This window comes from Bdellovibrio sp. CKG001 (assembly GCF_055397465.1).
This window is the reverse complement of sequence record NZ_AP029173.1, coordinates 2,867,108-2,892,096: the sequence shown is the minus strand read 5'-3', so window position 1 is coordinate 2,892,096 and position 24,989 is coordinate 2,867,108. Positions and strand designations below refer to the sequence as shown.

General features: G+C 50.5%; 22 protein-coding genes. 16 read left to right on the top strand and 6 right to left on the bottom strand.

Going from position 1 to position 24,989, the window contains the following annotated elements; genetic code table 11:
* Positions 1-46 precede the first annotated feature (46 nt).
* Positions 47-1,156, top strand: a complete 1,110-nt coding sequence (locus tag ACZ50P_RS13670) for a hypothetical protein (protein WP_464131774.1) — start codon at positions 47-49, stop codon at positions 1,154-1,156.
* A gap of 70 nt (positions 1,157-1,226) precedes the next feature.
* Here ACZ50P_RS13670 and ACZ50P_RS13665 read toward each other — a convergent pair whose 3' ends face one another.
* The gene (locus ACZ50P_RS13665) at positions 1,227-1,874 is read right to left on the bottom strand and encodes a TetR/AcrR family transcriptional regulator (protein ID WP_464131772.1); all 648 of its coding nucleotides are present in this window, start codon (positions 1,872-1,874) and stop codon (positions 1,227-1,229) included.
* A gap of 170 nt (positions 1,875-2,044) precedes the next feature.
* Between ACZ50P_RS13665 and ACZ50P_RS13660 the strand changes: the two genes are divergently transcribed.
* Genes ACZ50P_RS13660 through ACZ50P_RS13650 form a run of 3 tightly spaced genes read left to right on the top strand, consistent with a single transcriptional unit; the run spans position 2,045 to position 7,283 of the window.
* A complete protein-coding gene (locus ACZ50P_RS13660; RefSeq protein WP_464131770.1) occupies positions 2,045-3,487 on the top strand; it encodes a TolC family protein in 1,443 nt (480 codons plus the stop codon).
* Between the two features lie 2 nt (positions 3,488-3,489).
* Entirely contained in the window at positions 3,490-6,705 is a 3,216-nt protein-coding gene (locus ACZ50P_RS13655) for an efflux RND transporter permease subunit (protein WP_464131768.1), read from the top strand.
* 59 nt (positions 6,706-6,764) lie between these two features.
* On the top strand, positions 6,765-7,283 hold the full coding sequence (locus ACZ50P_RS13650) for a MarR family winged helix-turn-helix transcriptional regulator (RefSeq protein WP_464131766.1): 519 nt from the start codon (positions 6,765-6,767) through the stop codon (positions 7,281-7,283).
* 37 nt (positions 7,284-7,320) lie between these two features.
* Here the strand turns inward: ACZ50P_RS13650 and ACZ50P_RS13645 are convergent, their stop codons facing one another.
* The 4 genes from ACZ50P_RS13645 to ACZ50P_RS13630 form a co-directional block, all read right to left on the bottom strand.
* On the bottom strand, positions 7,321-8,469 hold the full coding sequence (locus ACZ50P_RS13645; protein ID WP_464131764.1) for an aminotransferase class V-fold PLP-dependent enzyme: 1,149 nt from the start codon (positions 8,467-8,469) through the stop codon (positions 7,321-7,323).
* A gap of 64 nt (positions 8,470-8,533) precedes the next feature.
* A complete protein-coding gene (locus ACZ50P_RS13640; RefSeq protein ID WP_464118231.1) occupies positions 8,534-9,130 on the bottom strand; it encodes a hypothetical protein in 597 nt (198 codons plus the stop codon).
* A gap of 108 nt (positions 9,131-9,238) precedes the next feature.
* Positions 9,239-10,012: a hypothetical protein gene (locus ACZ50P_RS13635; RefSeq protein WP_464131762.1), complete on the bottom strand. Its 774-nt coding sequence runs from the start codon at positions 10,010-10,012 to the stop codon at positions 9,239-9,241.
* Positions 10,013-10,218: 206 nt separating this feature from the next.
* Positions 10,219-11,052, bottom strand: a complete 834-nt coding sequence (locus ACZ50P_RS13630; RefSeq protein ID WP_464118229.1) for a flagellin N-terminal helical domain-containing protein — start codon at positions 11,050-11,052, stop codon at positions 10,219-10,221.
* Positions 11,053-11,637: 585 nt separating this feature from the next.
* Between ACZ50P_RS13630 and ACZ50P_RS13625 the strand changes: the two genes are divergently transcribed.
* Positions 11,638-14,367 carry a cation-translocating P-type ATPase gene (locus tag ACZ50P_RS13625; protein ID WP_464131760.1) on the top strand — a complete coding sequence of 910 codons (2,730 nt, stop codon included), beginning with the start codon at positions 11,638-11,640 and terminating at the stop codon, positions 14,365-14,367.
* Entirely contained in the window at positions 14,364-14,951 is a 588-nt protein-coding gene (locus ACZ50P_RS13620) for an AAA family ATPase (protein ID WP_464131758.1), read from the top strand. Before ACZ50P_RS13625 ends, ACZ50P_RS13620 begins: the two co-directional genes overlap by 4 nt.
* A gap of 42 nt (positions 14,952-14,993) precedes the next feature.
* Here the strand turns inward: ACZ50P_RS13620 and ACZ50P_RS13615 are convergent, their stop codons facing one another.
* Positions 14,994-15,254 (bottom strand): hypothetical protein, encoded by a 261-nt coding sequence (locus ACZ50P_RS13615; RefSeq protein WP_464118226.1) that lies wholly within the window; start codon positions 15,252-15,254, stop codon positions 14,994-14,996.
* 65 nt (positions 15,255-15,319) lie between these two features.
* Here ACZ50P_RS13615 and clpB point away from each other — a divergent pair, with 65 nt between their 5' ends.
* The 10 genes from clpB to ribH all read left to right on the top strand — a co-directional run bounded on the left by clpB (position 15,320) and on the right by ribH (position 24,987).
* Positions 15,320-17,908 carry an ATP-dependent chaperone ClpB gene (clpB, locus tag ACZ50P_RS13610; protein ID WP_464118225.1) on the top strand — a complete coding sequence of 863 codons (2,589 nt, stop codon included), beginning with the start codon at positions 15,320-15,322 and terminating at the stop codon, positions 17,906-17,908.
* A gap of 106 nt (positions 17,909-18,014) precedes the next feature.
* On the top strand, positions 18,015-18,413 hold the full coding sequence (locus ACZ50P_RS13605) for a methylglyoxal synthase (protein WP_464131756.1): 399 nt from the start codon (positions 18,015-18,017) through the stop codon (positions 18,411-18,413).
* A gap of 102 nt (positions 18,414-18,515) precedes the next feature.
* Positions 18,516-19,637, top strand: coding sequence for a CapA family protein (locus tag ACZ50P_RS13600; RefSeq protein WP_464131754.1), 1,122 nt, complete (start codon positions 18,516-18,518; stop codon positions 19,635-19,637).
* 54 nt (positions 19,638-19,691) lie between these two features.
* Positions 19,692-20,186, top strand: coding sequence for a hypothetical protein (locus ACZ50P_RS13595; protein ID WP_464118222.1), 495 nt, complete (start codon positions 19,692-19,694; stop codon positions 20,184-20,186).
* Between the two features lie 14 nt (positions 20,187-20,200).
* Entirely contained in the window at positions 20,201-20,692 is a 492-nt protein-coding gene (locus tag ACZ50P_RS13590) for a hypothetical protein (RefSeq protein ID WP_464131752.1), read from the top strand.
* Between the two features lie 80 nt (positions 20,693-20,772).
* The gene (locus ACZ50P_RS13585; RefSeq protein ID WP_464131750.1) at positions 20,773-21,111 is read left to right on the top strand and encodes a hypothetical protein; all 339 of its coding nucleotides are present in this window, start codon (positions 20,773-20,775) and stop codon (positions 21,109-21,111) included.
* 320 nt (positions 21,112-21,431) lie between these two features.
* Positions 21,432-22,631: a hypothetical protein gene (locus ACZ50P_RS13580; protein ID WP_464131749.1), complete on the top strand. Its 1,200-nt coding sequence runs from the start codon at positions 21,432-21,434 to the stop codon at positions 22,629-22,631.
* Positions 22,632-22,716: 85 nt separating this feature from the next.
* Complete coding sequence (locus ACZ50P_RS13575; RefSeq protein WP_464118217.1) at positions 22,717-23,316, top strand: riboflavin synthase; 600 nt, start codon at positions 22,717-22,719, stop codon at positions 23,314-23,316.
* A gap of 1 nt (position 23,317) precedes the next feature.
* Positions 23,318-24,448 (top strand): 3,4-dihydroxy-2-butanone-4-phosphate synthase, encoded by a 1,131-nt coding sequence (gene ribB, locus ACZ50P_RS13570; protein ID WP_464131748.1) that lies wholly within the window; start codon positions 23,318-23,320, stop codon positions 24,446-24,448.
* The gene (ribH, locus tag ACZ50P_RS13565; protein ID WP_464131746.1) at positions 24,448-24,987 is read left to right on the top strand and encodes a 6,7-dimethyl-8-ribityllumazine synthase; all 540 of its coding nucleotides are present in this window, start codon (positions 24,448-24,450) and stop codon (positions 24,985-24,987) included. Before ribB ends, ribH begins: the two co-directional genes overlap by 1 nt.
* Positions 24,988-24,989: the final 2 nt, after the last annotated feature.

Below are 24,989 nucleotides of genomic sequence, written 5' to 3'. Positions count from 1 at the left end.
CTTTGGCGCAGGCGTTGCATTTCCCCTCGTGAATGTTGAGGTTTCTATGAAACGTTATGTAATTGCGATGTCCGTTATCATGGCTTTTTCAAGTGTTTCTCACGCTTGGTGGGGTAAGAAGAAAGAAACGCCGCCGCCAGCGCCGCAGAGATCAGCTACCGTCTATGACCAAATGTCATGTGCGGAAGACCTATATTCTCGCTTGGGAGTTTTTTCATCCACGACGGAAGCCATCTGTAGCGTCAATAGATTTGATCGCCAGTTTCAACAGTGTGTTGTTGATGTCGTTTTAGATTTGGATTACGCGAATCTGGATGGTTCCCCTTTGTCGGAGCAAGAAAGATATTCTTTACCAGCCGCCAAAGCCTGTCAGCTGGCGAACTCAGCTGATTTCGGTCAGTGCGTATCCAAGCTTTTCCTTTATGGCGGTCAGTACCTGGATGATGGTGCCAGACTGTGCCAGATGCAGAACCCAAGATTGAATGATTGTATCGTCGATGAGTTCCGTCGCTCCAACGGAGATGCTCAGCGTGCCGTTCGCGTTTGCCGTGCACAACATGATCCGGCAGAACGCGCCCGCATCGAAGCTGAAAAACGTCGTATCGAGGCGGAAAGAAAAGCCGCTGAAGAAAGACGTCGTCAGGAAGAAATGCGCCGTCAGCAGGAAGAGCAGCGCAAACAAGAGGAAAAACGCCGTCAGGAAGAAGCTCGCAAGCAAGAAGAGAAACGCCGCCAGGAAGAAGAGCGTCGCCGTCGTGAAGACGTAGTTGTTCAGCCAGAATTGCCGAAGCCGGGTTCTTCATCCGGAACTTCTTCAGGTTCTTCTCAGACTCAGGAAGACAAGCGTCGCCAGGAAGAGGCTCGCAAGCAGGAAGAAGCCCGCAAGCAGCAGGAACAGCAGCGCAAGCAGGAAGAGCAACGCCGTCAGGATGAACAGCGTAAACAGGATGAGCAGCGCAAACAAGATGAAAAGAAACGTCAGGACGAGGAACGCAAGCGCAAGGAAGAAGAAGAGCGCAAACGTAAAGAAGAGCAGGAGAAATCAGGTTCTGGCTCTTCAGGTTCAGGAACAGGCAGCACCAAGCCGCCGAAGACTCCGCCACCTCCAGTTGCTGATGACGGCGGTGTGATCACGGATCTGCCGATTCCAGAGTGATAAAGCAATAAAAACGAAAAGGCCCACTTGTTAAAAGTGGGCCTTTTTTATTGTCCGTATTGGCGCCGACTTAGCTGCAACAGCCCTGCGTATAGCGACTTACAAAGCGACGGGCTCGGCTAAGCACTTCTTTTTCTGGAACCTCTGCCAGAAGTATGTCGAAGAGGAAGACGCCATGAATATAGGCTTCCAGATCCTGACAGATGTCGGTGAGTGTGACGGATGCAGGAATTTTGCCATTGTTTTGCAGGATCTCCAGGCGTCTTAGAAGATTTGGATCCGTGAAAATCGGGATTCTTTCCAGAGCCTTCTTGCGGAATTTATTGTCGGTCAGGCACTGGACAATGATGATTCTGCCAAGGCAGTCGCGATCATCCTTGGTGCTCAGCTTGAAGTTGATATACTGCTCAAGCTCCGTTGCCAGATTTTCTTGAGCCGGGTAGGGCAGCTCTTCGGTGCGCAAGTCCTCAATGAATCTTTCAATAATAGACAGCAGCAAGCCTTCTTTGCCGTCGAAGTAGCGACCGATCAGCGACTCGTTGACGTCGGCTTTTTTGGCAATCATTTTGGTGGTCGCGCCACTATACCCGTGCTTGGAAAAGATCTCCGTTCCAGCCGCAATAAGACGCTCCTCAGAAGCAGAACGATCGCGCTTTTTCCCTTTTTGACCTTCCGTACCTTCGTCCGGTGTGGTCTTAAGTTGAGATGTTTCAGACATGGATTAGCCCCCTAAATACCTAAAATCACTGTATATAGACTACTGTATCATAAGGTCAATTGGTATTCAATTAAGTAATTGATTGCATACTTATAAGTGTTGGAGTACTTATTTGTATGTAAGCGATTACATATTCAAACGGTCAGTAATAGGACTTTGGAGATTCACGTATGGAAAACAAGAAGATCATACAATGGGGAGCAAAGCTTCTCATCTGTGGGACTCTTTTGCATGGAACGGCCTCATCAGCCCTCACGCTCAATGAGTACCTGGAACAAGTTAAGAGCGGAAGTTCAGCCTACAAAGGCAGTGCAGAGCAATCAGAAGGTGCAGAGCTGAAAGCTCGTGAAGCGGATTTGATTTTCACGCCGAAGTTGTTTGCAGAGGCGCGCATTGGTTCCGATGGCAAGCCTGGCAATCCCAAAATGTACGATGAAGTGAAAAGCCAATATTACTCCCTGGGTGTATCACAACAGTTCAGTTTCGGTCTGCAGACCAAACTATATTATGATATGAGCCGCACCGAATTCGAAGGCCTGGCTCCGACTTCGCCGATCAATCCTCAAAAATACTGGGATGCAACTCCAAAGCTGGAGTTGGCAATGCCCTTGTGGGGGAATGGCTTCGGGCGTTCGGCTCAAGCCAATGAAGAAGCTGTTCGGGCACAAAACATGGCAGAAAAATTCTCTGGCCAAGGTCAGTCCCTGAACATTCTTGCGGGTGCCGAAGCGGCTTATTGGAAGCTCGCCGCCTGGCAGGACGTGGTCACAATTCAAGAGCAAGCCAAGCAGGCCGCTCAGAATATTCTGGATTATGTGACCAAAAAAAGAAGAATGAATTTGGGTGAGGACGCCGACGTCATTCAGGCCCGAGCCTTGGTTGAAGCACGCACATTGGAACTGCAAGTTGCCAACAATGAAAAACTGGAAGCACAACGCTCCTTTAATAAGTTCCTGAACCGTGAGGCTTATGCTCCTGTAGAGACCCTGGAGAAGGTGAACTACAAAGCACTGGAAACTTTGTCCATTCCGGAAAAGCGCCCTGGCAGTCGCGCGGATGTGGAAGCCACCAATGCCCAGTTGGCAGCGGCGAAAGCGTCTGCGGTCCTGACTTTGGAACGCAACCGTCCGACCTTGGATGTCTATGCGAACTACTCTTTGAATGGCCGCGATGAGGAATTTAACGAGGCTTTGAAAAATGCCGGTAAAACCGAGCAGGACACGGGCTTTGTGGGTATTCGTTTCAGCATGCCTTTGAATGTCTCTGCTGCCGGCGATGCCAAAGCGGGTGCTAAAAAAGCCGAGCGTGCTGCGGAACTAAACCGTCAGTATGCCTATTATGCCCAGGAGCAGGACTGGGTTAATCTAACCCGCAATCTTCAGGATGCCCGCGACAATCTTCGTTTGTTGGCGCGCATTGAAGACGCTCAGAAAGCCAAGTTGGAAGCCGAGCGCACACGTTTACGTCAGGGACGTACAACGACGTATCAAGTATTGTTGTTTGAGCAGGACTATTCTCAGTCCGCTTTAAGCAAAGTAAAGTTAGCAGCAAATATCCTTGGTCTGCAGGCTCAGATCAAGCTTTACCAAGCCTCTCCTGAAGGAGGGAACTAGCCATGAGTTTACCTAAGTTATCCATCAGTCGTCCGATCTTTATTACGTGTGTGACCATCGCCATGGTGGTGGTGGGCTGGGCCTCTTTCAAATCCATGTCTGTGGATTTGTTCCCGGATGTTTCCATTCCGGTTGTCACAGTTCAGACGGTCTATGCCGGGGCGGGTCCTGCGGAAATTGAAACTCTGGTCAGCCGTCCCATCGAAGAGGAAGTCAGTACTATTTCCGGTATCAAACGTCTGACTTCCAAATCACTGGAAGGTGTTTCCCAGGTTATCGTTGAATTTAACAGCAGTGTGGACGTCAAGCATGCCGAACAGGAAGTGCGTGACAAGGTGAATATCGCCAAAGCGAAATTGCCCACGGAGGTGGAAGATCCACTGATCAAACGCTTTGACCCGGCTGATACTCCGATTTTGACGGTGTCATTGACGGCCAAAGATCTTGGCGATGCCCAGTTGTTTGATATCGCGGACCAGTTCGTGAAACCTCGCCTGGAGCAGGTTCAGAACGTCGGTGCTATTGAAATCATTGGTGGTCGTGAGCGTGAGATTCACGTTCTGCTGGATCGTAAAAAACTAAAAGCCCGCGAGATTTCAGTTTCTCAGGTGGCGGGTCAGGTCGGAGCCTCCGGTCAGAACATCCCGTCCGGTAAGGTCAATCAGGGTGAAAAAGAGCTGGTTTTCCGTGGACTGGGGGAGTTTTCTTCTGTGCCGGAAATCTCAGATACCCTGGTGAACCTTTACGGGAACGAAGTGCCGACTCGTGTGGCTGATTTGGGTTCTGTCGTTGATACCTTGGCCGATGAAAAATCGCGTGCCTATGTTAATGGTGAAAAGTCTTTGTTCCTGCAGGTGTACCGTCAGTCCGGCTCCAACACTGTCAAAGTGGCGCAGGACGTGATCAAGCAGATGAATAAAATCAAGCCCGAGCTTGAAAAAATGGACGGGGCTCCGGTTGTTGCGGTGATGACAGATGCCTCCATTAAAATTTCGAACAACTTGTACGACGTTTATGAAACGATCATTATCGGTATCATCCTGACAATTATTACGGTGTTCTTCTTCCTGGGAAGCCCTCGTTCGACCTTTATCACGGCCTTGTCTGTTCCGATTTCCTTGATCGGGGCGTTCATGGTTATGAAAGTTGCGGGATTTTCGATCAACATCGTATCTATGCTGGCATTGACTCTGGCTGTCGGTCTTCTGATCGATGACGCGATTGTGGTCATCGAAAATATCTACCGCCGTATGGAGTTGGGGGAAGACTCTCTGACCGCGGCGGAAAAAGGGACTACGGAAATCCAGATGGCCGTTATGGCGATCACTCTGGTGGTCATCGCGGTATTCGTTCCCGTGGGTACGATGTCCGGCACGATCGGTCAGTTCCTGAAGCAGTTCGGTATGACGGTTGTGTTCTCTATGGCCATCAGTTGGTTTGTGGCAATGACTTTGATCCCGATGCTGACGGCTTACTTTGGTGGGTCCGGTCATCATGGCGGCAATCACGACAAGCACAAACCCGAGGGCATGTATGACAAAACTTTGGGTCGTCTTGTAAAAGGTTTCGACCGCTTCCAGTCCTGGCTGGAAAACATGTACGAAAAGCTTCTGAAGGTTTCTTTGGATTGGCCGAAGGTGACAATCGGTCTGACAGTTTTGGTATTCTTCCTGAGTATCTATACTGTGACGAAAGTTCCTGGTGCGTTCATTTCGGATGACGACAGTGGTGAGTTCACGGTGACATTGGAACTGCAGCCGGGTACGAGCTTGGACGGTACTGAAGCCGTGGCCCGTCAGGTTGACAAGATCTTGCATGACAATCCCGAGGTTAGCTTCACGACAATGATCGTGGGCAGCTTGTATGGTGAATCCAATAAAGCCAGCTTCTATGTGCGTATGAAGGATGGCAAAGAGCGCGGTCCTCTGACAACAGAACAGTTCCGCGACAAGATCCGTGGTCAGTTGACGCATTTGTCTTCAGCCAATCCGGTTGTTAAAAGATATGACGCCAGCGGTGGTATGGGTCAGCAGCCATTTATCTTGAACATTGTTTCCGCAGACCCGGCAGAGCTGGAAAAAGCGGGCTCAAAAATGCTTGAACTTTTGAAGAAGGATTCACGTCTAAAGGACGTGGACTCAAACTATCGCCCGGGTAAGCCGGAAATGCAGGTTCATCTGAAGCCTGGTGCGGCCAAAGCCTATGGTATTAATACATCAACCATGGGTTCTGAACTGCGTGCGCAGGTTGAGGGCTTCACACCGGCGAAGTTCCGTGAAAAGGGGCGTGAATATGAGGTCCGTGTCCGTCTGCAAGAGGACCAGCGTGACTTGTTAAAGACGTTTAACGACGTTTACATCCCGAACGTGAACCGAAAGTTGGTTCGTTTGAGCGATATTGCCAAGGGTGATTTGGAATCCGGTCCGGCTTCCATCGAACGTCAGGACCGTGGTCGTTATATTCAGATCACAGCCGGTTTGGCGCCGGGAGTGGGGTTGAGTGAAGTTGTGAACTCTGCGGTGGCAGCGATGACAACGGGTGAAAATGCTCTGCCTCCAAGTGTGCGCTTCGGGTTCGGTGGTGACGCGGAAAACATGCAGGAACTGATGACATCCACGGTGATGGCATTGGGCTTTGCGATTCTGTTCATTTACCTGATTCTTTCGAGCTTGTATGAGTCCTTCATCACGCCGATCACGATCATGGTGGCGTTGCCACTGGCTCTGTGTGGTGCGTTCCTGGCCCTATTCCTGACGGGCGAGATCCTGACGATCTTTGCGATCTTCGGATTCTTCATGCTGATCGGGGTGGCTGGTAAGAACGGGATCCTGCTTGTCGACTTTGCCAAGCAGATGATGGAAGAAGGCAAAAGCCGCCGTGAAGCCTTGATCATGGCTGGTAAAACACGTCTTCGTCCGATCTTGATGACGTCGTTTGCGTTGATCGCCGGGGTTATTCCGGTGGCGATTGGTATGAATGCGGCATCCAAGACCCGAACGGCGATGGGGGTTGCGATTATCGGGGGGATGATTTCATCCACAATCCTGACTCTGATCGTGGTTCCAGCGGTGTTTACATATGTTGATCGATTCCGTATCTGGGCGAACAACTTCGGTGCACGTTTCACTTCCCAGAAGAAGATGGAAGTGGAACCCCGTGAAGCGGTCGTTGAAGAAAAAGTCAGCAAATCTGACGACGGAATGGTTCCGGTGAAGTAGTTTACTGAGGGCGGAGCTTCTTTGGTTCCGCCTGATTTTAGAAATTTTTTGGAGGCCTTATGGCGAAACTTTTTATCCAAGACATTCCTTCCCAGGAAGAGGTTCAAGCTTCTGTTCAAAGTCTTAATTCAGATGCGAATTCTGCGGCACTTTATTCCAATCTGCTTTTTATGAAGGTGGCCAGTGAAATTGAAAATAGTCTGGATGGACTGCTGTCCAAGTACAACTTGTCGTCGGGTCGATTCATGTTGTTGTTCTTGCTTCGCAACGCCCCGACGGGTTTGCGTCCTTCAGAACTGGCAAATCAGGTCGGTGTGACCCAAGCCACGATTTCGGGTTTGATCAACAGTCTTGAAAAAGCTGAATTGGTTATTCGTGAAGGGCATCAGTCCGATGGTCGTTCTTTTGTGATAAAACTGGCAGCCAAAGGCGAGCAGTTGATTCAGGAAATCTTCCCTCAGTGGTATCCTCGAGTGGAGAATTTCTGGAATGTGGTTTCAGAAGAGGAAAAAGGCTCTATCAATAATTTGCTGGCGAAAATGATTCAGAATAAATCAGCCTTAACCCCAAGAGGTTAAAATAAAAAGGCCGTCGCAAGACGGCCTTTTTTCTGTTTTAAAGTCGACTGATCAAATCCCGAACATCCTGTTCGTCGTGATATAGCCCGAACCCGAAACGCAGGCGATTGCCGCGGGAATCCGTTTTGATCCCTTTGCCAGCAAGTTCTTTCACAAGCTTTTGCGTGTCTTCAGTAGAGGGCAACTCAAACGTCAGGAAGTGCCCATGCTGCTCTGGGTGGGTCATCAGAACTTTTGATCTATGCAGCAAAGGATGGGTCTTGCCGGAAAGTTCCTGCAAAAACAGCTTCTGATTTCTTTGCACCACCTGATGAATAACTTCTGCGCTCAGCCCTTCCTTTTTGAAGGTTTCCAGTGTGGCTATCAAGCGATAGACTCCAGAAAAATCCATTGTGCTGCCGGCGTATTGAAGGGCATTTGTCGGGTAGCCAACTTCATTGCCCACAGCAGACAGATGTGACAGCTCAGCAAACCAACCCGTGTACAAAGGACGGTGGCGGGTGCCAGTGGGTACATAGAGGAAGCAAGCCCCTTCGCCGCCTTGGGCGTATTTGTAAGATCCTGCCAAATAGAAGATGCGTTCTTGTACAGAGCTCAGATCCGTCGGCACGGCCATAAAGGCATGATAGCCATCAATCACCACCATCGCCGAAGCAGGGGCCTTTGCTGCCAGTCGGGAAATATCCGCCACCAGACCAGAGTTAAAGAACACCTGGCTGAAAAAGATCATATCCCAGTTTGCAGAGCCCAGAGCCTCTTCAAACCTTTCATGGAAAGTTTCAAAGGGCAGGGTGGGAACCTTAACCACTTCAAATTCAGGAAGCTCTGAAAGGCGATTGATCTGACGGTCGAAACTGTAAAACTCAGAATCAGTGGTCAGGATGCGGACCGGCTTTTTCCAGTTCAGGGAACTGAGCAGGCGGAAGACGAACTCATGCGTGTTGGGGGCAAAAACAATCTGCTCGGGGTGAGACAGGCCCAGGTTCGCGGCAATGAGTTTCTGTGCCTGAGGGACTTTCGTGGAAAAGATATAGCCCCATTTGTCGTCTACATATTTGCAGGAATCATCCCAGTATTGCAGGTGAGCTTCACGGGTGCAGTCCGGCCAGTAGTGGTGGCTGTGACAGGCAAAATGCAGTTCAGAAGGGTGGGCGGCCAGAAATCTTTGATAGAGATGTTTGTACATGGCCTGATGATAATAAAAAAGGGAGTCAAAGACTCCCTTTTTTATTTAGCTGTGTGCGCAGCGACTAGAAGTAACCTTCGTCATCTCCGAAGTCGTCATCTTCATCATCGTCGTCGTCATCGCCATCGTCATCTTTGGAAGTGATGTCGTCTTCAGCTTCTTCGTCCTCTTCAAAGGAACCTTCAGCTTCTTCAGACTCTTCACCTTCATCTTCCCATTCGTCGGATTCGTCAGAAACCGCTTCTTCTTCGATGTCGATCATGCTGTCCATTTCTGCTTCGTCGTCAAAGTCAGCAGAGATGTCTTCGATCGCTGGTTTGATGATTTCTGTAGCAGCAATGCCACTAACAGCAGCCTTCGCTACTTTTTCTTTTTTAGGAGCGGCTGGTTTCTTGGCTGCTGGCTTTTTAGCAGCAGGTTTTTTCGCAGCGGCTTTCTTGGTCGCAGGCTTCGCAGCTTTTTTAGTCACTTTTTTCGCAGCGGCTTTTTTAGGAGCAGCTTTCTTTGCAGGTTTAGCTGCTTTCTTTGGAGCCGCTTTTTTTGTCGCCTTTTTAGCAGGCTTTGCAGCTTTCTTAGTTACTTTTTTTGCGGCAGCTTTTTTAGCAGGTTTAGCTGCTTTTTTTGCTACTTTCTTTGCTGGTTTTGCTTTTTTCTTTGCCATGATTCGCTCCCTGAAATGTCCTGGTTCAAAATGGAAATGCCCCCTTAGACTAACGAGATTTAAGGGGGCAGGCAAATCAAAATAGATTTCTGGTGGGGACGGTCTTGCTTACTTGATAATACCACTCAAATGGTCGTCGATGATCTTGGCCAGATCGTTCGGCAGAATGAAGGAAAGGAAAAGCCCCCCATTATAACCCCCGGATTTAGGCACGATCGTCAAATACCCCAGGGTGCGAGTCCCAGCGGCGTTCTTTAGCGGTGAAGTCATCCCAAAGTATTCGGGGAAAAAGGAACTTTCGACGAACATTCCGACCGCACTGACGCCGAAGTACAGGTTAAGCTTGTTGCTGGAATTTGGGTTCAGGCCCAGGCCTAAGGACGGTAGCTCTCCGCTAGGCATCATTGGCAGGGCGTTGCCGTTGGGGAGGCGAGAGGCTGGCAAAGTTGTAACTTTGTCCTTAACAATCAGTCTTAACGGAATACTGACCGCGACTCGGGCTTTTTGCTGGGAATCCAGCACCGTTTTGATTTGAACACCCTTCACCTGAGGAACATCTATATAGAGTTGGCTGAAGGCGCCAGGCAGGGGCAGGTAGAGAAGCAAGGCGTTGTTGGCCTTGTCTAGCGACATCACCTGCTCGTTTTCGTAAGCACCTCCACCCACATGCGCCGATAATTCCAATTTGTCGTACGCGCTTGGTGGAGCGGGAGTCACTGGGGGAGTATCCGTCCCCTGGCCGGAGTTGTCTCCGCTGCTAGACCCTTGGCTGGTGTTACCGGTGCCCCCTAAGGATTCAAAGCCTCCTTGGTTGCTGCAAGCGGCAAGAACTGCGGTTGCGAGAAGAGCCCCCATCAATCTTGCTGTTTTCGCCTTAGTCATATCGAACCTCCATGCTTCGTACATATTTTTCGGAAGGTTTTCACCTAGACTTAAGCTAAATATTTGAAATTATTGGTAAATAAGTTCGACAGTTTTTTGTGTGATGAAAAGCGGGCCAGGGTGGCTGAAAAAACTTTGGGCAGAAAAAATAAAAAACCCGGAGGGAAGATCCCACCGGGTTTTAGGTTTTGGTTATCTTATTCCAATTAACCGATCAGCTTAAGAGCCAATTGATTGGATTGGTTAGCCTGAGCCAAAGTGGAAGTACCAGCTTGCAACAAGATGTTGTTACGAGTCATCTCAGAAGATGCTTGAGCAACGTCTGTGTCACGGATACGGCTGTTAGCTGCAGACAAGTTCTCTTGAGCTACACCCAAGTTGTCCACTGTAGAAGTCAATCTGTTCTGAAGCGCACCAAGGTTGGCGCGAGTTCCAGAGATTGAAGTCTGAGCAGCGTCAAGTTGGCTCAAAGCTTCCTGAGCACCTTCTTTAGTGGAGAAGTCCACACCAGAAAGACCCAGAGCATCCAAAGTAGCTACGTTTTCAGCCGCGTTGAAGGAGATACGATCTTCTTCAGCGTTGTTGAACAAACCTACCTGGAAGTCGAAGCTTGGAGAAGAACCATCCAAAAGCTTTGTAGTACCCCAAGTTGTTACAGAAGCGATACGTTGCATCTCAGATTTCAACTGTTGAACCTCTTTATTCAACATACCACGCTCTGTCTCACCAACAGTGTCAGAAGCAGCTTGGATACCCAACTCACGAAGACGAACCACGATGTTACCGATTTCGTTCAGGCCACCCTCAGCAGTTTGAACCATGGAGATACCATCGTTCGCGTTGCGTTGAGCTTGAGCAGCAGATCTGATCTGAGCTTTCAAGCCTTCAGAGATCGCCAAACCTGCAGCGTCGTCAGCAGCTTTATTGATGCGGCTGCCGGAAGCAAGTTTCGCCATAGAATCGTTGATCGCTCTTTGAGAACCTACCAGGTTACGTTGAGCATTCAATGCACTGATATTTGTTGTTACTCTCATTCCCATTTTAAATTCCTCCGTTAATATTTATTTTTCATTTTCAATACCCTCCCTGATTTTGTTTTTGGCATCAGCGAAACCTACTTTCGCTTTGCCGGCACTGACATCCGAGTCTGTGCTTTTTTGTATGGCCTTTTTATTTTTGGGCTTTAACCCATCGCCTGCTAAGTCCGCATCGGGGGTTTTACCCCTCCTGCTCCTGCGCAAAGCGCGTGAACAATCTATTGTTCTATTTTAGTTTCATCCTTGAAGGCCCTCCTTTCGGTTCCGCAAGAGAGTGACCATCTCTCTTGACTCCTTCTGAGTGAATCATTGATGTGCATTAGATCGGGATTTGGTATGAGGTCTTGACAGGACGTCAGGCGGGTTTTGTTTGTTTTTCACAATACTGGTCATTCGACTGATCCTGATATCCGGACGTAAGCTTGTCCTGAATCAATTGGACACAGTACTTTCAGAGGGAAAAACGATAAAAACACAGACTATGGAACAGTCAATTTTCCGAATGGGACCATGGTTTTGCTGAATGGCTATGCTGAAATTGAATTTCTTTGTGAATCGCCAGACAGGAAGGGGTTGAGTTGAGGTTGTTTGACACTGGAGCTTACTTTGTTCCGGACGGGTGTGAATGATTATAGAATGGATTTGGAAATCACATCGGCCCATGAGCAAAAGATTTCGAATGTGATCACAGGCCTTAATTCTTCGGAACGAGGTCTGTCCTCGACAGAGGCCCTTCGAAGGCTGGCAGTTCATGGACCCAATATCTTTCCTACGCGCCCACCGACCCCTTTTATTGTGATCTTTCTTCGTCAGTTTCTAAGTCCTCTGATCTATGCTCTGCTGATTGCCGTGCTTCTGGCTTTATGGATGCGGGACTATACAGATGCCGTCTTTATTTTTGCGGTTTTGTTGATCAATGCCTCCATCGGAGGAGCTCAGGAATACAGCGCGCAAAAAAGTGCCGCGGGACTTAGGCAGGTTCTTGCCGCAAAGTCGCTGGTCGTGCGAGACGGTGTGATCCACGAGGTGGATGCCGAAGACTTGGTGCCCGGGGATCTGATTTTGCTGGAATCCGGGATGCGTGTTCCCGCGGATATCCGGCTTGTTTCAACACATTATCTGGAAATTGATGAATCCCTTCTGACCGGAGAATCTTTGGAGGTTTTGAAAGATCCACAAGTCGAATTGCCTCTGAGGACTCCGTTGGTAGAGAGAGTCAATATGGCGTTCACAGGATCGCTGGTCGCTCGGGGCCGAGGCCGTGGTGTGGTGGTCGGAACTGCGCTCAGAACGGAGTTGGGTAAAATTGTGGACTCCCTGGAAGCTGAGCCCGGCGCCAAGCCTCCGTTGCTGATCCGGATGGAGCGCCTGACTCGAAAGAGCGCTGTTTTTTTGTTGCTGGCCACTGCGGTGATGGCGGTGATCCTGGTCTTGCGTGGGTACACGCTTTATGACGTCTTGATGGTCAGTATTGCGATGGCCGTGTCCGCCATTCCTGAGGGGCTGCCAGTGGCACTGACGGTCGCGTTGGCAGTGGCCAGCCGACGAATGGCAAAAAGAAACGTGATTGTGCGGCGATTGGCGGCCGTCGAGGCCCTGGGCTCTTGCACTTACATCGCCACAGATAAAACGGGCACGTTGACAGTCAATCAGCTGACCGTGAAGAAAATCGCGTTGCCGGAGCTGCCCGCATTTGGGGTCGGGGGTAGCGGTCTAAAGCCAACAGGAGAGTTCGAGCGCCTTGAGGGAGTGTTGGGGCCGATGCAGCAGGGAAAGCTGCGATCACTGGCCCTGGCAGGAGCTTTGTGTAATGAGGCCCAGCTTTTCGAGGAGTCAGGAGAGTGGGTGGGTCATGGTGATTCTGTGGACCTGGCTTTTCTGGTGCTGGCGGAAAAAACCGGTTTGCCTGAATCTGAACGGGCTCAGCACTACAGTTTGGTGGATGAAATTCCCTTTGAACCCGAGAATCAATTTGCAGCAACGTTGCACCGGGGGCCCTTGGGAAATTTGATATCCGTCAAAGGCGCTGTCGAGAAAGTTCTGCCCATGTGCAAGGGCGTTGAGTTGGAACATGTGCTGACTCAGATGAATGAGATGGCAGAAGAGGGCTATCGGGTTTTGGCTCTGGCCGGTCTTCTTTCATCGGTGACGCAGTTGAAAGATCAGCTTCAGGGGCTTTCTTTTTTGGGGCTGGTGGGAATGATGGATCCACTTCGTGAAGAAGCCAAGGAAGCCATCGATCATTGTCGAAGTGCCGGAATCACGGTGTCCATGGTGACGGGCGATCATCCGAGGACGGCCTTGGCGATTGCGAAACAACTGGGATTGGCCGGGCAGCTAGAGGCGGTGGTCTCGGGACCGCAGCTCAAAGCGGCTGGCGAAGCCCACAGGGATCAGTTGATCTCTCGCGGGCGGGTTTACGCTCGTGTCGAGTCTCAGCAAAAGTTGGAGATCGTGCAAAGTCTTCTGGCCGCGGGTCATTTTGTGGCCGTGACGGGTGATGGGGCTAATGATGCTCCGGCTCTTCGTGCCGCCAATGTCGGGGTGGCGATGGGAAAAAGTGGCACCGATGTGGCCAAGGACGTCGCGGATCTTGTTATCACAGATGATCGATTCGCGACAATTGTCGCCGGCATCGAAGAAGGCCGTATAGCCTACTCCAATATTCGGAAGGTCGTGTATTTGCTGATTTCTACCGGTGTTGCTGAAATTCTGATGTTCTTCCTCAGTCTCATCCTGGGCGTGCCTCTGCCTCTGACAGCGATTCAGATTCTTTGGTTGAATCTGGTTACAAACGGGATTCAGGATGTGACGCTGGCGATGGAGCCCGGCGAGGGGGATGAGTTGCATCGACCGCCGCGAAGGCCTGAGGAACCCATCTTTGATCGTCTGATGTTGGAAAGGGTCGTCTTGTCTTCGGTGGTGATGGGAGGAATCTCTTTTTCATTCTTCTACTCGCAACTCCGGGAAGGGGTCAGCCTGGAAGTCGCACGCAACCTGACTCTGCTTTTGATGGTCTTGTTTGAAAACGTCATGATTGGCAATTGTCGTTCAGAGACCAAGTCTGCTTTTTCCATGAGTCCGCTGAAAAATCCCTATCTTCTGGCTGGAACCCTCGGGGCCCAGCTGCTGCATATCGGGGCGATGTACATCCCATTCTTTCAGACCACCCTTGGGGTTGCCCCTGTGCATCTTTCTGACTGGATTCGTCTGCTGGGGTTGGCGTTGTCTGTTTTGCTTGTCATGGAGACTTATAAACTTGCACGTCACAGCCCCTGGTTGTCCCGATTCACGACCAGCATTCGGAGGCATTTATGAAACGATGTTGTCGAATTGTTCTTACTGGAGGCCCTGGCGGTGGCAAAACCACGGCCGCTGATTTGTACCGTCGGGAGATCGGGGACCAGGTGGTGGTTGTGCCCGAAGCCGCCACGCTGCTTTATACGGGGGGATTTCCGCGAATGGGGGATTTTGGCGTCCGACAAGCCACCCAAAGAGCCATCTATCATGTTCAGACCAACCTGGAGGATGCGCAGGCCGCGCATTATCAGAGCCGGGTGTTATTGTGTGACCGAGGAACTGTGGATGGAGCTGTGTACTGGCCGGCTCAACCGATGGACTTTTTCAGAGAGCTTGGAACGACCTTAGAAGCCGAACTAAGACGTTACGATGCGGTGATATTCTTTGAAACTGCGGCGGTGGGTGGGATTTCCATAGAAGGGGGGAACCCCATGCGGATCGAAAGCATTCAGGAAGCACTGAAGCTGGATATGTCCTTGCGGGAGCTTTGGTCCCAGCATCCCCATTTTATATTTGTGCCTCATGAGGCTTCATTTATACGCAAGGTGAATCGGGGGCTTGAAGAGGTGGCCCGGGTGGTCGCCGGACACCAGTCAAAATGAAACACCACTTGTTAGACGGAGGTCTGGTGGTCCTTTTCGAGCTCAATCGATTTCCAGGAACCTGCAGAAGGCCATGTTCCCCGCCAGTTCGTATTGGTGGGTTTGGACCGCTTTCAGATGGTGCTGGGGGTTGTAGCCAATCGTACAGACTGTTTTGTCTCCGTCAAAGTGAGAGCAGTCCTCGCAGGAAAAACGAGTGTCATACTTCAAATAGTCCCGGGGGTTGACTGTATCCTTTTTGATGGAGGGGTGCAGACGCGGCTGGGACTTGCCTTTTCCTTTGGGATTAACGATTCCTGCCATTCTGAGGGTCCTTGGTGTTGACAAAAGCGAATTAGAACTCATCCTTTATTTCAGATGGAGGCTCTATGAGCAATGATATTGAAAAAATGACGCGAAAAAGCCAGGAGGCCATGCAGGCCGCCGCAAAGTTGGCCGAGCGTAAACTTAGCCCCTCCGTGGAACCTGAACACCTTTTGATGGAGCTGGTACAGCAATCCGAAGGAATCGTTCCTCGTATCTTGGATAAAGTGAATGTTCCCCAGGCCCAGTTTTTAACGGACCTGAGAGCCCGTATTGATAAGTTCCCTCAAGTCACTGGTGGCAGTCAGAAAATGTACGCCAGTCCGCGTCTGGAAAAGATCTTCCAGGCCGCTGAGACAGAAGCGCAAGAGTGGGGTGATTCCTACATCTCCACTGAACACTTCTTTATGGCCATGCTGAAGGGTGGGGATTCCGACCTGCAGGCCTTGTTCCGTAAGAACAAGATCAACGCCGACTCGGCAAGAACTGCTTTGACGGAGATTCGTGGCAAACAAAAGGTGACCGATGACGATCCTGAAAATAAATATGAGGTTCTCAAAAAATATGCCCGTGATCTGACCGCTCTGGCGGCCGAAGGTAAACTTGATCCGGTGGTGGGGCGTGATGAAGAAATTCGTCGTGTTGTGCAGGTACTGTCCCGCCGAACGAAGAACAACCCCGTACTGATCGGTGAGCCGGGCGTGGGTAAAACGGCCATCGCCGAAGGTTTGGCTTTGCGTATTATCAAGCAGGACGTGCCGGATAATTTGATTGGCAAAAAGCTGATGTCCCTGGATATGGGAGCCTTGATTGCCGGTGCCAAGTACCGTGGCGAATTTGAAGACCGCTTGAAGGCCGTAATCAAGGAAGTCACTTCCAGCGATGGGCAGATTATTTTGTTCATCGACGAGCTTCACACTTTGGTGGGCGCTGGTAAAACAGAGGGTGCCATGGATGCGGGGCAGTTGCTGAAGCCAGCCTTGGCGCGCGGAGAACTGCGCTGTATCGGTGCAACCACTTTGGACGAGTATCGCAAGTACATTGAAAAGGATGCGGCCCTTGAGCGTCGTTTCCAAACAGTGATGGTGGAAGAGCCCAGTGTCGAGGACGCGATCACCATCTTGCGGGGTCTAAAAGAAAAATACGAAGTCCATCACGGGATTCGTATCACTGATGCGGCGTTGGTGTCGGCGGTGAAGTTGTCTCATCGCTATATCACCAACCGCTTCCTGCCGGACAAGGCGATCGACTTGATCGACGAAGCGGCCAGCAAACTGGGTATTGAAACCCGCTCTGTGCCGGAAGAGGTCGATAAGATCGAACGCGAATTGATGCAGCTTCGTATTGAAAAAGAAGCATTGAAAAAAGAAAAAGACGAAGGTGCAAAAGAACGTCTGGCCGTGATTGATAAAGAAATCACCGAGCTGAATGCGAAGAACCAGCTTTTGCGCGAACAATGGGAATTTGAAAAAGGCGGCATTGAGCAAATTAAAAAACTCAAAGCCGACATCGAAGACCTGAAGGTTGCGGTTGCGAAGGCCGAGCGTGAGGGTGATCTGGGGAAAGCCGCCGAATTGAAATACGGTCGCTTGCCAGAGACCGAGAAAAAGCTCAAAGCCCTGGAAGAGCGCAGTAAGGAAGGGGCTAAGACGGCTTCTGAAAACCGCATGCTGAAGGAAGAAGTCGGCCCTGAGGATGTGGCCGAAGTCGTGGCGAAGTGGACGGGTATTCCAGTCAGTAAAATGCTGGAAAGCGAATCCCAGAAGCTTCTGCATATGGAAGATGAATTGAAGAAGCGCGTGGTGGGTCAGGATCATGCATTGACCATTGTGGCTGATGCGATTCGCCGGGCGCGTGCTGAAATCTCAGACCCGAATCGTCCGATTGGAACTTTCATGTTCCTAGGTCCAACTGGTGTTGGTAAAACCGAAACCGTGAAAGCCTTGGCAGAGTTCCTGTTTGATGACGAACAGGCCGTGGTGCGCATCGATATGAGTGAGTACATGGAAAAGCATGCCGTGGCACGTCTGATCGGGGCGCCTCCGGGCTATGTGGGTTACGAAGAAGGTGGTCAGTTGACCGAAGCCGTTCGTCGTCGCCCTTACAGCGTGGTGTTGCTGGACGAGGTGGAAAAAGCTCATCCGGACGTGTTCAATATCCTGTTGCAGGTTTTGGATGACGGTCGTCTGACGGATGGGCAGGGTCGCACGGTGGATTTCAAAAACACTGTGCTGATCATGACTTCGAATGTGGGTTCGCAGTCGATTCTGGATCCAGCCATGTCCGAAGAAGCCAAACGTGAAGCGGTGAACGAGGCTTTGCGTGAAAGATTCCGTCCGGAGTTCCTGAACCGTATCGACGAGACGGTGATGTTCAAGTCCTTGGGCGAATCGCAGATTTCCGGCATCGTCAAGGTGCAGTTGGATCTGGTGGCGCAACGTTTGCGAGCGAAAAAGATTGCCATCGACTTCAACCAGGAAGCCATCGACTTCCTGGCGAAGAAAGGCTACGACCCGGTTTATGGTGCTCGACCTTTGAAGCGTGTGATTCAGACAGAGCTTTTGAATCCACTTTCCAAAGAGATCATCGCAGGCAAGGTCAAGGCGGGCGATACAGTCCACGTCAAAGGCAACGGAAGTTCACTGGTATTCTAAAATATTGGGATCAGATAATGGTAAGAAGCCCTCACAAACGTGGGGGCTTCTTGTTTTTCAAGAGAATACCATGACAGATCCCGGCGCCTGCCTCTAGAATGACATTATGACGACAAACCCCAAAGTTAAGATAAAAAAGAAAAAGACCCTTGCTCTGATCGCTCACGACGGAAAGAAAGCCGTGTTGGTTTCATTTGTTCGGGATCATCTGGAAGACTTCAAAAACTTCAACTTGATCGGGACCGGCAATACGGGGCGCCTGATTCAGTCCGCCGGTTTGAAGGTGACTCGCAAGCTTTCGGGACCTTTGGGGGGAGACGCCCAGATTGCCGCTGAAGTGGCGACCGGCAAGTGCCACGGGGTGATCTTTTTCCGTGATCCACTGGGAATGCATCCCCACGACCCGGACATTTCGATGTTGATGCGCATCTGTGATGTTCACAACGTGCCGTTGGCGACCAATCCGGCCACGGCTGAATTGCTTATAAAGGGCCTGCCAGGTTAGCTTCGGCAGGGGCCGCTGTCGCAAGTTTAGACAGAGCGGGCATATTTTTCTGTGACGGACCAGTCAGTTGCGAAAAAACGGACCAGGCTTCATCTTAGGCCCATGCACGGCTTTAAGTCTCTTCTGATATCAGGTCTTTGTCTTGTCTCCTTGGCAGTGTCGGCGGCTCCGACCAAAGGGGCTTATTGCCAGGATGATTCGGTGGTGTTGGGTTTTGTCGGGGACATTCTGGTTCACGATGCACTTTACAAATCCATTCTTCCCAAACAACGTTTTACCTCTTTATGGGAAAAAGCCATTCCACTTTTCAATAAAGCCGATTATATGGTCGCCAATCTTGAAGGGCCCGCGGCTTTGGGGGTTGAAAAGTCCGGCCGTGATGTCGGTGATCAGGGATTTACATACGATCTGAATGTGTATTCAGGGACTAAGTTTTCTTTTAACTTTCATCCGCAGATTCTGCGCGATCTGAAATCTTCCGGTGTTGATCTGATCAGCACGGCGAACAATCATTCCTTGGACCGACAGTGGCGAGGAATTGACCGTACTTTGGAAGCGGCAAAAGAGGCGGGTCTTGCAACCGCGGGAACACGCCCTTCTTATGCTCCGAATGAACAGTTTTATCACCTGGCGGATGTGCGAGGCTACCGTCTGGCCTTTATTGCCTGCACCGAAGCCACCAATGGAATTGCTGATACCAAGGGGCAGGTGTTGTCTTGTTACAGCAAGTCCCAGCAGGTGGAAGGTCTGATCAAGCAGTTGCGTGGACGCTCTGATGTTGATGCGGTGATTGTTCTTCCGCATTGGGGTGTGGAGTACAGTTCCAAGCCTGACAAGTCTCAGACCAATTATGCCCGTCGGTTTCTGGAGGCCGGTGCCGCGGCTGTGGTGGGGTCTCATCCTCATGTCTTGCAGCCGTGGGAAACCTACAGAACTGCGGATGGTCGTCAGACGATGATCGTTTATTCATTGGGTAATTTCCTAGCCTTCCAAGCGGGCACAGAAAAGAAAACCGGAGCGGTTGTTTACCTGCGCCTTAAAAAAGATGCTGCAGGACGTACACAGCTTGCGACGGCCTATTACACTCCGACTTATCGCGACGGCTACACCGTCTATCCGGTCAGCAGTCGGGGCAGTAAAGAAGCCTTAAAAGAGTCCGCAAAGCACTTCGGCACGCAGAACCGCTTTGAGCCGGAGCAGAAATTCCCGGGCTGCCATCTCTGATATCACTTTCCCCGGCTCAGTTTTATGTGCTTCAATAAGACTCGGGAGAGTTTTATGGAAGAAACCACACCTCAGTTCTGGCGTAAATGCAGTTCCTGTAAAAAACCAATTTCTTTTGGCGCAAAGTATTTCGTGTGCAGCGTCTCAACGTGCAATAACGAACGCACGGGCTATGTCTTTTGCAGTGTTCCTTGTTTTGAGACCCATTTACCAGGGGCACGTCACCGTGATGCCGGTGCCATTGAAAAGATCGCTCCAAAGACGGCGGCGGAAGAAGCCCATCGGGCCCCAGCAAGAATTATTGTCAAACCCACGTCAACGTCGTCACCTTCAGCGGTGGTGAAAGGTTCTGCTCCGCAAGAGGTGCTGATCATCGCTTCGCGCCTGAAAGACTACATCCAGGCGCGGTCCGATTTTAACACCTCGGCGTCGGTGATGGATGTGTTGTCGGATCATGTGCGCATCATCTGTGACCGCGCTATTGAGAATGCCCGCGCTGACGGTCGCAAGACGGTGATGGACAGGGATTTTGAGTTTTTAAAAAAATAGATAAAGAGGTTGATATGAAAAAGTGGATTGCCGCAGTGACGATCATGTTTTCCCTCTCAGCCCAGGCGCAGTCGCGCTTCAGCTATGATCTAAGTGGAGCCTCGGGGACACGAGACAATGAGTCTTTTACGGAGATTCATCTGGGCCTGAACTATTTTGTAAAGGACTGGTTGAATTGGCGCAACTCAGTGTTTACTCAGTTTGGGACGGATATAAACACGGTCTATGGTTTGGATACCGCAGCACTTTTCAACTATGAATTTTACAATCACAGTCGCACACTGGGAGTTGAATTCTTTGCGGGTCCGGGATTGCGTTTTGCCTCTGAAAATTCAAATGCGGCTTTTGGTAAGGCGGGCATCACCTTTGGATTGGGTGGTTTGCGCATTGGGGGAGGCGTTCAGCATTTTCTGTATTTCGAAGGTCGCACGGATAAAAATGACAACACCTTAAACAAAGATGAGACCCAATACTTTATCACGTTGTCCGGCGGCGGCAGCTTCTAAAAGATAAAGCTTTTTGTGCAAACATGATTGCCGTCATTTAGTGAAAACGGCTTCCTCCGACAAGAGCGTCGGAGGAAATTATGAAGCTCGAAGATATCATTTTAGCCCACGCGAAATACAAGCTCAGTCTGCGCAACTTTGTGGAAAAGGGTTCGGAATTGGAAATTCCCGAGGGGGATTTGTTATTCTGGCTTCAGGAACAGGCGCGGGAACTAAGTCATCTTCGCTCTTTCCGTATTCTGCAACGGGAGCACGAGGCTTTCGTGAATTACGTTTCAGCGGTATTAACCTTGGTGGCCGAAGGGCAGCGGGCCCAGGCGCAGGAATTGATGTCCAGTGAAATGTTTGTGCTAATCTCTGAAGAAATTGTCACCACCGTCAGCCTTCTTGAAAGAGAGCTGAATCGCAAGACTCATTGAAGACGGTTTGCACCGTCTTCTTTCCTTCCTTCTGATTTTAATTTTTAGTGATCAAGCTTTTGACGTTCAGAGTATTCACACTAGTAAAACCGTCTTTCAACTTTTCTTAAACAGTCTATTCTTTCGACAACACAAATTTTTTTGAAAAATGCTTATTTGAATTGTCGCAAGTTATTTCCAGCACTTAGCGTGTCTCAGAATGAAACCGGTTTCGTTTTTGCAAATGAGTCCGCAAACTTACACCCGGTTTAAGGTCCAGCTCTTTCATTCCGTATACTGTGCATGAACCGCCTCTAGTGAAAGATTGGAAAGGGACAAACATGAAATCACAATCGGGCACCGTGAACTGGTCAAAGAAGATTATGAAAGCCGGCATTCTGATTGCCGGTGCTGCGATGACCATGGGAAATCAGAAGTGCGAGCAACAGCAGGCAGTGGCTCCACCACGTGTGCTTAAGAAAATTGTCGAAATGGGTTCCATCCGATCCAGTCCCTTGATGCTGCCGAACGGCTCTTTCGATTTTCAGTTTGTAGCGAATCAGCAGGTGTATGGAGTGCTCATGGAGAGCAAAGAGTTCGCGCTAAGATATGCGCCTCCCATCGCGGTTCCCCCCGAACAAGTACGCAATGGGGATCAGAACTTCTTCAATCTGACCAAAGCGGACGGTCAGATGATGAAGGCCTTCGCGCAGGCGGCAGGCAAGGACAACTACAACGTCCAATACGCCAAGACGGCGTGGTGCATGGTGAACATCCCGCAGGCGAAGATCTCCGGTTCGGTGAACTCGTTTGAGTTGATCGGCGGGGGAGGTCTGACTGTGGGCTTTAATCCGGCCGGGGCTTATCCAACGAATGGATTGACCTCTGCGGGATTCAATGTGGAATGGGCGCAGCTGGATTTGTCCATGATGGCTCTTCGTCCGCTGACTTCAAAAGTGATGACCGCCACCAATGTGACTACCAAGCAGACTAAAACCAAAGTGAACTTCGGTCTGAACTTCGGCGCATTTACGATTGGGCCCAGCGCGTACTATCAAACTCCGCTGGCTCAAGTCACCAAGAATGCTTTGGTGAAAGCGGTGGGAGAATTAAACACCGGACTGAAATCAGAAGAGTGGTATTCACGTGTGATGGCCAATCATGACACACATCTGGTCGTGGTCGGCGGAACTGATGTCGGCTTGGAGGCCGGAGATCAGTTGTTGATTTATAACGAAGACTATTACTGGGAAGGCGAACCTTGTGACTCGAAATACCTGGGTGGTGGCGCGGCGGCAGGGTCAGCCGTGGCAAAAATCGAGATCGACTGGGTCGGCGATGAAATTTCCCGCGGTCGCGTGATTGAGCAAAACGACAATAACGCTGTGATCGGCGCGAAAGTGAAGCTCTTTAAGTTCCACGCGCCGGATTATAAGCCCCAGGATCCGGGTGTGCAGCCGGTAGATTCCAATACAGGCAACTCGGGCTCAAATGGGAATAGCGGCACCCCGCAAAAACCCAGCAAGCCGGGTCGTACTTAAGGGCTTTCTCAGAGTGTAAAAGTGCCACTTTCCTTGCCAGAGCAGGGTGAAACGTGTAGGGTCTCGGCCACAAGCAGAGGCCCTTATGTTTTCTGGAATCGTCGAATCCGTCATGCCGATTGAGAGCTCCGAAGAGCTGTCTAACGCCTATCGAATTAAAATCAAAAAACCCAGTGAATTCAATGATATAAAGCTTGGCGACAGTATTGCCTGTGATGGCGTCTGTCTGACCGTGGAAGCTTTCGATGATTCCCATATGACTTTTGCGCTGGCAGCGGAAACCATCAAGGTTTTGGAATGGAACCCACAAAGCTGGATCGGCAAACAGGTCAATCTTGAGAGATCTTTGCGTTTTGGCGACCGAATCCATGGTCATCTGGTGACCGGGCACGTGGACAGTCTGGGGACGGTGACTCGGGCGGATCTTCAGGGGGAATCCTTCTTCCTGGATGTGAAAGTGGCCGACACGATTCTTCCGTATGTTTGGAAAAAGGGCAGTGTGACTCTGAACGGGGTCAGCCTGACGGTGAATGAACTTGAAGGCAACGTCGTCTCTGTGTGCCTGATCCCGGAGACTTTGAAGCGCACGAATCTTGGTGGCTTGAAACCGGGCAGTCGTATCAATGTGGAACCTGACTATATGGCGCGAGCTATTCAGCGCTCTTTGGAAGTGAGAAAGGGCTAACATGGAATTTAATACCATCCCTGAAATTATCGAAGACGTCCGTAACGGAAAAATGGTCATCCTGGTGGATGATGAAGATCGTGAAAATGAAGGCGATCTGATTTTGGCGGCTGAATTTGCCACTCCTCAAAATATCAACTTCATGGTGAAAGAAGCCCGCGGTTTGGTTTGTCTTTGTCTGACGGCCCAGCAGGTCGAGCGCTTGCAGTTGCCACTGATGGTTCGCGATGATTTGAACTTTGCTCCGAATAAAACCGCCTTCATGGTCAGTATCGAAGCCTCCGAGGGGATTTCCACGGGGATCTCCGCCGCGGACCGCGCATTGACCTGCCGAGTGGCGGCGAACCCTCACGCCAAACCCACAGACATTCACATGCCAGGCCATATCTTCCCGATCCGTGCCCAGCAAGGTGGGGTGCTTAAGCGTGCAGGTCACACCGAAGCCAGTGTGGACCTGGCTCGTCTGGCGGGATTGAATCCAGCAGCGGTGATCTGTGAAGTGATGAATGACGACGGCACGATGGCGCGCGTGGGTGACTTGCGTGAGTTCGCTAAAAAGCACAATATCAAAATTGGCACTATCGTGGACTTGATCGCGTATCGCCTGGCGAATGAGACTTTGGTGGAAGAGCTGGCCAGCATTCCCTTGCCGGCGTCCTTTGGTGAAAACATGCAAGCGCGTGTTTTCCGCAGCACGGTCGATGGCCTTGAACATCTGGTGATTCAAAAAGGTGAAATCAAAAAAGACCAGCCGACGCTGGTGCGTGTGCACGTCGATAACTTCACACGCGACTTTATGGCTGTTATTCAGCGCGGGGCTTCGTCTGTTCTGGAAAGTGTGAAAGCGCTGCAGGAGGAAGAATCCGGCGCCTTTGTTTTGCTGCGTGGAAACAACCGCACGGCAGGTCTGGTGCAAGAGCTGAATGTCTTGATCGGAATGGAGGATGTTCGTCCTTCCACTCCGCTGATGGATGAGCGTGACTATGGCATCGGGGCGCAGATCCTGCGTGAAATCGGCGCCAATAAGATCCGCCTGCTGACCAACAAGCCTGAAAAGAAGGTCGGTTTGAAAGCGTTTGATATTGAAATCGTTGAAATTGTCGCAATGGAAAATCTGAAGGGATCAAAATAATGGGAAAAATCAAAGTTGGTGTTGTTACAGCTCGTTGGAATCAGGAAATCACTTCCAGACTTGAAGAAGGCGCAATCAGCTATCTGGAGTCCTGTGAGGACGTCGAGATCTTTGCGGCCTTGGTTCCGGGCGCGGTTGAAATCCCGCTGGCTTGCCAGGCTTTCCTGGAGGCCGGTTGTGATGGTGTTGTGGCCTTGGGTGTGGTGATCCGTGGCGACACTTCCCACTATGACTATGTCTGCAACTCGGTGACTGACGGCGTGACTCGTCTTATGCTTGATTACAAGAAACCAATTGGTTTCGGCGTTCTGACGACTGAAAATGAAGAACAAGCCTTTGCCCGCGCCGGTGGTGATCATGGCAATAAAGGGGAAGATGCGGCTCAGGTGGTGATGGAAATGATCGGTCTGACCCAGGAAATCCCTGCGGCCATGAAAACGGCCGTGATGCTGGCCAAGAAAGCCCCAGCAAAGGCCGCCAAGAAGACTGCAAAAGCTGCGGCAAAAACACAAAAAAAGAAGAAAAAAGTAAGAAAGTAATC